This is a genomic window from Planktothricoides sp. SR001, from assembly GCF_001276715.1.
GTDB classification, from domain to species: Bacteria; Cyanobacteriota; Cyanobacteriia; order Cyanobacteriales; family Laspinemataceae; genus Planktothricoides; species Planktothricoides raciborskii.
Map to the genome: position 1 here is coordinate 1 of NZ_LIUQ01000079.1, position 8,735 is coordinate 8,735.

General features: G+C 42.5%; 7 protein-coding genes. 5 read left to right on the forward strand and 2 right to left on the reverse strand.

The genetic code is table 11. The features are described 5' to 3' along the window. The first annotated feature begins 402 nt into the window (after nt 1-402). Entirely contained in the window at nt 403-948 is a 546-nt protein-coding gene (pyrR, locus tag AM228_RS26675; protein WP_054469950.1) for a bifunctional pyr operon transcriptional regulator/uracil phosphoribosyltransferase PyrR, read from the forward strand. 142 nt (nt 949-1,090) lie between these two features. On the opposite strand, the gene lipA is transcribed toward pyrR, so the two are convergent. Next, nucleotides 1,091-2,020, reverse strand: a complete 930-nt coding sequence (gene lipA / locus AM228_RS26680) for a lipoyl synthase (RefSeq protein ID WP_313890593.1) — start codon at nt 2,018-2,020, stop codon at nt 1,091-1,093. A 608-nt stretch (nt 2,021-2,628) separates the two neighbouring features. Here lipA and AM228_RS26685 point away from each other — a divergent pair. From AM228_RS26685 to rfaE1, 3 genes are all read left to right on the forward strand, one after another. Beyond that, nucleotides 2,629-3,183, forward strand: coding sequence for a response regulator (locus tag AM228_RS26685; RefSeq protein ID WP_054469952.1), 555 nt, complete (start codon nt 2,629-2,631; stop codon nt 3,181-3,183). A 583-nt stretch (nt 3,184-3,766) separates the two neighbouring features. Continuing rightward, on the forward strand, nt 3,767-4,324 hold the full coding sequence (locus AM228_RS26690; RefSeq protein ID WP_054469953.1) for a response regulator transcription factor: 558 nt from the start codon (nt 3,767-3,769) through the stop codon (nt 4,322-4,324). Between the two features lie 196 nt (nt 4,325-4,520). Further along, a complete protein-coding gene (gene rfaE1 / locus AM228_RS26695) occupies nt 4,521-5,549 on the forward strand; it encodes a D-glycero-beta-D-manno-heptose-7-phosphate kinase (protein ID WP_054469954.1) in 1,029 nt (342 codons plus the stop codon). 718 nt (nt 5,550-6,267) lie between these two features. Here the strand turns inward: rfaE1 and AM228_RS26700 are convergent. Further along, complete coding sequence (locus tag AM228_RS26700) at nt 6,268-7,293, reverse strand: DNA cytosine methyltransferase (protein ID WP_054469955.1); 1,026 nt, start codon at nt 7,291-7,293, stop codon at nt 6,268-6,270. A 158-nt stretch (nt 7,294-7,451) separates the two neighbouring features. Here AM228_RS26700 and AM228_RS26705 point away from each other — a divergent pair, with 158 nt between their 5' ends. Continuing rightward, nucleotides 7,452-8,600, forward strand: a complete 1,149-nt coding sequence (locus tag AM228_RS26705; protein WP_054469956.1) for a DNA methyltransferase — start codon at nt 7,452-7,454, stop codon at nt 8,598-8,600. Nucleotides 8,601-8,735 lie beyond the last annotated feature (135 nt).

Below are 8,735 nucleotides of genomic sequence, written 5' to 3' on the forward strand. Positions count from 1 at the left end.
AATTTGTTAATAAATGGATAACATATAGTCATCAAGAATAATTCAGGTTTATTCGGGCCGGAAACACATCCAACAAGCCCAGGAAAGAAAAGAGGAAAGAGAAAAGAGGAAAGAGATGCATTATGAAAATTCACTCTCTCCTCTCTCCTCTATCTGTTTTAAGCAAAAAAAACCGGTTTATTAGTCCTCACAAATCGCCCTAAAAAACGTTTTTTTTGAATTTATTTAAACAATTTTTCATCTGATTTTTAATTTTTCATAAGCTAAAATCCCCTGATTTAGATTATGGTTACTTTTGGTCTTGAAGGTGATCCGAATTAAAATTGTTGATTTATGGTTGCGATCGTGCAATAATTACGGTTTACCTAAGTGATAGAATGATGTTTTGGCATCTAACTTTCCATGTCTATTCAAGTTATCGAGATTCTCTCTGCTGAAGAAATCCGCCGTACCCTGACTCGCATCGCCTCGCAAATTATAGAAAAATCAGGGGATTTATCCCATTTGGTGCTGTTAGGTCTTCGCACCAGAGGTGTCCCCCTGGCTCACGAATTAGCCAGCTATATTCAAGCTTTGGAAAATATCCAAGTCCCAGTCGGTGCTTTGGATATCACCTTTTATCGGGATGACCTGCAAGATTTGGGCATGAGAACCCCTGGTAAAACAGAAATTCCCTTTGACCTGACGGGCAAAAATGTGGTGATTGTGGATGATGTGATTTACAAAGGCCGCACTATTCGCGCTGCTTTGAATGCGGTCAATGATTATGGCAGACCAAGGGTGATTCGTTTGGCCGTGTTGGTAGACCGAGGTCATCGCGAATTACCGATTCATCCTGATTTTATCGGCAAAACTTTGCCCACCGCTGCGGAAGAGCAAGTGAAAGTTTATGTCAATAATGTGGATGGCCGGGATGCGGTGGAGTTGTTGAAAACCGTCGATCCTTAAGTTTTAGTGTTGCTACTTCGGATAGCTAGGTTTGACGGATCCTCGGAACCCTTGAACACTTAACATCAAGTTAGGGTGGTCTGTCCTTCCGATCAATGACTTCAGAAACCGGGTTTCGTAGAAGTTACCCGGTTTCTGAACCCTAACTTTCTTCCCCTGCATGATAGGAACTGCGGACTAAAGGCCCCGATCGCACATGAGCAAAGCCCATTTCTCTGGCGATCGCCCCTAAGCGATCGAATTCCTCTGGCGTCCAGTATCTTTCCACGGGCAAATGTTCCAGGGAAGGTCGCATATATTGACCCAAAGTGAGGCGATCGCAATTCACCGCCCGTAAATCTTGCATCGTCTCTATCACCTCCGCTTCCGTTTCCCCGGTTCCTAGCATCAGCCCAGACTTAGTGGGAATAGTCGAATCTAATTCTTTGACGATTCTTAATACGTCTAGAGAGCGATCGTATTTCGCCCCACGACGAACCGGGCCTGTCAAGCGGCGCACGGTTTCTAGATTATGGTTATAACAAGCGGGTTTTGCCCGGACTACGGTGGCAATGCGATCGCGCTGCAACTCAGCGGTAGTTTTCTCCTCCGACTGACCGCCCCAAAAATCCGGGGTCAGCACCTCAATTTGAGTTTCTGGATTCAAGGAGCGAATTTCGTCCATCGTCGCCGCAAACCACCCGGCGCCCCCATCAGCCAAATCATCCCTAGCCACGGAAGTCAGCACCACATAACGCAAACCCAGAAGTTGCACAGACTCCGCCACCTTCCGGGGTTCCTCTGGATCCAATGGCATCGGCGCATGACCTTTATCCACCTGACAAAAAGCACAAGACCGGGTACAAGTTGGCCCCATCAACAAAAAAGTTGCCGTCTTTTGGCTATAGCATTCCCCTCGGTTGGGGCAACGTCCCTCCTCACAAATCGTATGAATTTGGCGTTGCTTAATAATTTGCTGAACTGTGGAAATTTCACTAGCTTTGCCAATGGGACGGCGCAACCATTCCGGCATTGCCTGAATTTCCGCCCGACGCGCTGCTAAAGGATTTAAAATAGTTTCATTGCTTGGCATAGACATAAGTAAGAAATCATTAAAGAATAGGTATTGGCGATCGGTTAAAGGAGCAGACGAGCTTCAGGAGCAGAGGAGCTTCAGGAGCAGAGGGGATGAGGGGATGAGGAGCTTCAGGAGAAAAATTCTCCCCCGCACCCCTGCACCCCCGCACCCCCGCACCCCTGCTCGGTGAGCGAAGCCTGTCCTGAGCGCAGCCGAAAGGCCGAACCGCCGTTCCCCTTACCACTTGTTAATGTAACGCCTAGATGCGATCGCCTGCCATTTCTCCATTCAGCATAAATCTTGATCGCATGATGTTCTTAACCATTTAATTCAAAAGTTTAAAATTGAATATGGTAACATACCAGCAGGTTTGCCCTTACAGCAATGTGGCTCTCGGTTAATCAGATGTTAAAATAGGAGGATCCAATGCGGTGATCGATATCTCTGTCGTTGATCTCTGTCGTTGTGGGTAGCCTTTGCGTAAAACCACCGACTTTGTTTTTACCGAAAGCCGTAGCAAACATCAAAAAATCCAGCCTGCTTTTCATTCACTCATCTTTTGATTCAGCTTATTCAGCTTATTCAGTTTATTTATTAAGAATTACCCGAGGAGTTCATTAGTCGTGGCAAGTCACAAAATTCTGGTTATCGATGACAGCAAAGTAATTCAGCGCATGGTCAAAGATATGTTACCCCCTGGAAACTTTGACGTGATTCAAGCCTTAGATGGAGAAGAAGGACTTAAACAGATCAAAAGCTCACAACCTAATCTGATCATGTTAGACTTTTTGTTACCAAAAGTCAGCGGCTGGGAAGTCTTTCAGCAACTAGAAAAATTCTCCAATGCTCAAGGGAAAATGATCCCTTTAGTCCTCATGTCAGGGCGTAAACCAGAAGTCACCGAAAAAATTCCGGAACCGTTTGAATACTTTGAATTTATTGAAAAGCCTTTTCAGCAGAAACAACTCATTAACGCGATTAAAACCGCAATGGCGAAAGCTAAAAATTGGCAACCGCCCGGTGGAGTTGCCCCTAGCCAACCACCAGCAGGTGCTGGAGCCAGTGATGCCGAAATTCAAGCTTTGAAAAAGCAGATTGTGGCTATGCAAAATGAGATTAATACCTTGAAGAAACAGTTAACTCAAGTCGTGACCTTGATTAAGCAAAAACTCAAATAGATAATAACGGTTCATTGGTTCATTGGTTCATTAGTTTATTATAGGCATGAAATCAAGCGAGCATTTTTCTGGCGATAATTATGATCGTATTAATGCAATTTAAACCAAAAATAAAGCACCATTGACCATTAATCTTTGATGCCATTAATGGGTAAAAATGCAAAAAATACGACCATAATAAAAAATACCTAAAAATACATCCCGGATAAATTTATATATATATAAATATACAGAATATATGTTATTATGGTCTAAAATTTATTTTATATTGATTGCTCAGATAAATTGATCGGATAAATATTCAATATATTTATTCAATATATTTATTTATGAATTATGTATTTAATTACATCAGTCAAAATTAGTTATAAAATATCCAAGCAATAATTAATTTATGTAATTGATCAAAAATTGACCTCGGTTAATCACATTTGCATGGCATGGCATATCAATCCTTGGTTTTTATGTTTCAATAGTTCAAAGTTAAATTTTATAAATCTAGTATTTCCCAGGAAATAAAATCCGATAAAAAATCACTTTATTTACCATTATACTTTTGTATAAATTACCACAGGAGTCTATCGTGGCAAGTCGTAAAATTCTGGTGATTGATGACAGTAAAGTCATTCAACGCATGGTCAAAGATATGTTACCACCCGGTAATTTTGAGGTTCTCCAAGCCCTAGACGGAGAAGCCGGACTTAAATTAATCCGGGCAGAAAACCCAGATTTAATTATGTTGGATTTTCTTCTACCAAAAGTCAGCGGCTGGGAAGTGTTTCAGCAATTAGAAAAATTCGCCAAGGCGAAAGAGAAAATGATTCCTCTGGTTCTTATGTCCGGGCGCAAAGAAGAAGTGACCGAGAAGCTGCCGGAACCTTTTGAGCATTTTGAGTTTATTGAAAAACCTTTTGAACAGAAAAAACTGATTGCCGCGATTAAAAGCGCAATGGTCAAGTCTACCAAATGGTCTGACGGCGTTCCTGCCACTGCCGCTCCTGCCCATGCTGCCGCTGCTGCTGGTGGTGGTGACGACATTCAAGCCCTGAAAAAGCAACTTGCTACTATGCAGGCAGAAATTAATACTTTGAAGAAACAGCTAACTCAAGTTGTCACCCTGATTAAACAAAAACTTAAGTAAATATTCACAAATATTCGTCCGTTGACCGTTGATATGTATTTGGGCGAAACATTCCGGTGATAAATTTAAGCTTTTAATCAGCAAATATCTGCCGGAATGCTTCCCCCCTACATGGTTATATGCATCTGGGTTATATGCATCGGCAAAAATCTCAAAAATCTGTAGGTTTGTCAACAGTTAACGAAAATTTATCAATATGACTCTAGATGTAGTATTTGCGGAACGACTCTCTCAACAGCGCGATCGCCTAATCGAGTTATTGGATCGCTTTTCTCAAGCCAAAGTCCTGGTGGTCGGGGACTTAACCCTGGATGAATTTCTCACCGGGCAAGTAGAACGGATTTCTCGTGAAGCCCCGGTCTTAATTTTGCGCCACGAAAATACGCGCCAAGTTCCCGGAGGCGGTGCGAATGCGGTATATAACTTGGCCACCTTGGGCGCCCAGGTAAAAGTGGTGGGTTTAGTGGGCAAAGATGACCAAGGAATAGCCTTGCGGGGGATTTTCGATCGCGCAGGGGTGGACACCACCGGGATATTGCTAGATCCCAACCGGCCCACGGTGACGAAAACCCGGATTTCTGGTCATGCGCGACAGTCGGTGACGCAACAAGTTGTCCGAGTCGATCGCAAGTCCGACGAATTACCCGACCCAGAGTTACGGGAACAGTTAGCGGAATATATTCGCGCCCATATATCTACCGTTGATGCGGTGGTTTGTTCTGATTACGGGGATGGGGTATTCACTCCCCCGGTAATTGCCGCCGCGTTGCAGCATTCCCGCGTTATTGTCGATACCCAAAAGCAGTTACCACGGTATGCGGGGGCAACAATTTTTACCCCCAACCTCCCAGAAGCGGAGTTAGCGGTGGGCTATAAAATTAACAATCCCCAATTACTTCAGCAAGCAGGGAATGATTTGCTTTCCCTGACTCAAGCGAAACAAATGCTGATTACTCGTGGGGATGAGGGGATGAGTTTGTTCGATCGCACGGGTAAGAGTGAACATATTCCTCCATTTAATCGCACGGATGTATTTGATGTGACTGGGGCCGGGGATACGGTGGCTGCGGCTTTAACTATTGCTTTAGCAGTGGGGGCATCTTATTGGGAAGCGGCAGTGTTAGGCAATTTAGCCGCCAGTATTGTGGTGCGTCAATTTGGTACTGCTACCACGGCGATCGATGAGATGAAATTGGCGTTAGGGAAATTATTAGGAGAACAGTAATATTCGTAATATTTGTAGGGGCGAAGCATTTCGGCAGTAAATCTCTGGTGATTACCGACAATTTATCTGCCGAAATGCTTCGCCCTAATCTACCAGTAAATCTCTGACTATTACCGACAATTTATCTGCCGAAATGCTTCGCCCTAATCGGCAGTAAATCTCTGGTGATTACCGACAATTTATCTGCCGAAATGCTTCGCCCTAATCGGCAGTAAACCTTTGCCTATTACCGACAATTTATCTACCGAAATGCAGGGCGGCGAAGCATTTCGGTAATAAATCTCTGGTGATTACCGATAATTTATCTGCCAGATTAGGGCGAAGCATTTCGGTAATAAATCTCTGGTGATTACCGATAATTTATCTGCCAGATTAGGGCGAAGCATTTCGGTAATAAATCTCTGGTGATTACCGATAATTTATCTGCCAAAATGCTTCGCCCCTACAGGTTTCGGGGGTTTCAAATAATAAATTTTGGGTGATTACCGATAATTTATCTGCCAGATTAGGGCGAAGCATTTCGGTAATAAATCTCTGGTAATTACCCACGATTTATCTGCCAGATTAGGGCGAAGCATTTCGGTAATAAATCTCTGGTGATTACCGATAATTTATCTGCCAGATTAGGGCGAAGCATTTCGGTAATAAATCTCTGGTGATTAGCGACAATTTATATGCCAGATTAGGGCGAAGCATTTCGGTAATAAATCTCTGGTGATTACCGATAATTTATCTGCCGAAATGCTTCGCCCCTACAGGTTTCGGGGGGTTCAGATAATAGATTTTGCTGGATAATTTTTTGCGCGATCGCTTCTACCATTGGCACACAAACGGAATTGCCAATTTGCTTATAACTTTCCCCTAAATTAGCATCAATTTTAAAAGTTTCCGGGAAACCCATAATCCGATAACATTCCCGAATGGTCATTTTTCTGACCCGATTGGTTTCAGGAATATAAATAAAAAATCTACCAGAAGTTTCCTGAGAGGGCAAGGTGGGGTGAACCCCATCAATAGAATAAATCCGGTTTGGTTGACGGTGGACTCTGGATAAATGTTCGGTATTTGGTCGGACTCCAGTTTTCCACTTTCCTTTATTCCGATAACCGACAAATATTAATCCAGAAGCTTGTTTTTTCGGTTCTTTAATTAAAGTATATTCATCAGGAGATAAAAAGTCAAAATCTCCCTTTTGATCCAAAAAATTTCGCAGGGCTTGAGGTGACGTTTCCCTAAACTTAGCAAAATTAAACGGACGATTTTTGACGGCCATGATAATGATTCTTTCTCGATTTTGGGGCAAGCCAAAATCTTTGGCATTTAATAGTTGATAGTTGACATGATAGTTTAAATTTTGCAAACTTTGGATAATTATGCTTAAAGTTTGACCGCGATCGTGATGAATTAAATGCTTGACATTTTCCAAAACCACAACTTTCGGTTGCTTGGCAGCAATAATTTTACAAATTTCAAAAAATAATGTGCCTCGCGTATCCTCAAAACCTTGTTTCTTGCCGCAAATACTAAATGGTTGACAAGGAAAACCCGCCAAAAGTACATCAAAATCTGGTAACGACTGGGGGTTAATCTCCCGAATATCTCCCCAGGGAATCTCTTGGTAATTATTACTATATACTTCTCGACATCTTTGATTAATTTCGCAGGAAAATACGCAATTGTACCCAGCTTTCTCAAAGCCCATCCTAAAACCGCCAATTCCCGCGAATAAATCAATAAATTTCATATATTTTGATCTATGATTTACATTACTGTAGTAGGTTGGTTTCCGTGTTTCCACCGAAAGCGCTTTTTATTTTATAATAAATATCATACATTAAAAAATAGCAAAAATGTTTAAGTGTGTCAAGAATATTTAACTAATTATCACCAGAAACTGATAAAATGGCAGAAAATTTACCTCAATATTCTCAAGATCCTAACTGGGAATTAAATGCCCAGTTATGGCAGGGGTCATTTAATGGTCGAGAAAGTAGCTTGCATCAGCTTTCTCCTTATGTGGGAAAACTAAAATCTGGCATGGCTAAAGTGTTAATTCAACTCTATTCTCAACCGGGAGAAATTATCTTAGATCCGTTTGCGGGTTCGGGAGTGGTTCCCCTAGAATGTATTTTATCAGGACGGATTGCCTGGGCAAATGATTTGAGTCCTTATGCTTATATTTTAACGCGAGGAAAATTAGAAACACCGCGAGAAGAAAATATGGCCTTGGCTACGGCTAATTCATTATTAGATCGGATAGAACCAGAAAGATTTTTAGTTGATATTCGGGAGGTTCCCCAATGGGTGCAGGATTTTTTTCATCCACAAACTTTACCAGAAATTATCAGTGCTTTTCGCCTATTTCATGCCGATAAAAAAAATTTTTTAATTGCTTGCTTGTTGGGAATATTACAGCATATGCGCCCCGGATTTCTCTCTTATCCTGCTTCTCATTTAGTCCCCTATTTGCGGCGGAGAAAATATCCCCCAGAACAGTTTCCCGAAATGTATGAATATCGGGATGTGCGATCGCGCCTCTTGGCCAAAATAAAACGGGCATATCGTCACCCCCAAATACCAGAAAACTGGGAAAATCGCCAATATCAAGTTTGGCAAAACAACGCCATGAATTTACCCATTCCTAATCAAAGTGTGGATGCGATTATTTCTAGTCCCCCTTATTTTGGGGCTTTAGACTATGCACGGGATAATCGTTTGCGTCTCTGGTTTTTGGGTTGTGAAAACTGGAAGGAATTAGACGCTACTTTAACCGCAAAAAGTAAAGTTTATTTACCCCAAATGTCCGCTTGTTTGCAAGAAATGGCCCGGGTACTCAAACCGGGACATCATTGCGTGTTGGTACTCGGTGACGTGCAGAAGAACGGCAAAACCACTAAGACCGCAGAAATTTTAGCGGAGTTAGCGGTGGAAAAGACCGGGGCATTTGTGGTAGAAACCATTTATGATGACCAAATTCCTGACGAGAGGCGATCGCGCAGGGGCACCCATAGCACCAAATTGGAGCGGATTTTAGTTATGCGAAAAATATAAATGTGTTATTAGGGTGTGGGGTGTGGGGTGTGGGGTTTAGGGGAAAGAGAGGGTGTGGGGTGTAGGGGGGGGGAGAAGTGAAAAGTCGTAGGGGCTTTCTGGCCATAAGGCCTGACGGATTATGCTTCGCAAGGA

What these genes read in the sequence shown, in the direction of transcription:
- pyrR (WP_054469950.1), top strand. Translation starts at nt 403, where the DNA reads ATGTCTATTCAAGTTATCGAGATTCTCTCTGCTGAAGAAATCCGCCGT.
- lipA (WP_313890593.1), bottom strand. Translation starts at nt 2,020, where the DNA reads ATGCCAAGCAATGAAACTATTTTAAATCCTTTAGCAGCGCGTCGGGCG.
- rfaE1 (WP_054469954.1), top strand. Translation starts at nt 4,521, where the DNA reads ATGACTCTAGATGTAGTATTTGCGGAACGACTCTCTCAACAGCGCGAT.
- AM228_RS26700 (WP_054469955.1), bottom strand. Translation starts at nt 7,293, where the DNA reads ATGAAATTTATTGATTTATTCGCGGGAATTGGCGGTTTTAGGATGGGC.
- AM228_RS26705 (WP_054469956.1), top strand. Translation starts at nt 7,452, where the DNA reads ATGGCAGAAAATTTACCTCAATATTCTCAAGATCCTAACTGGGAATTA.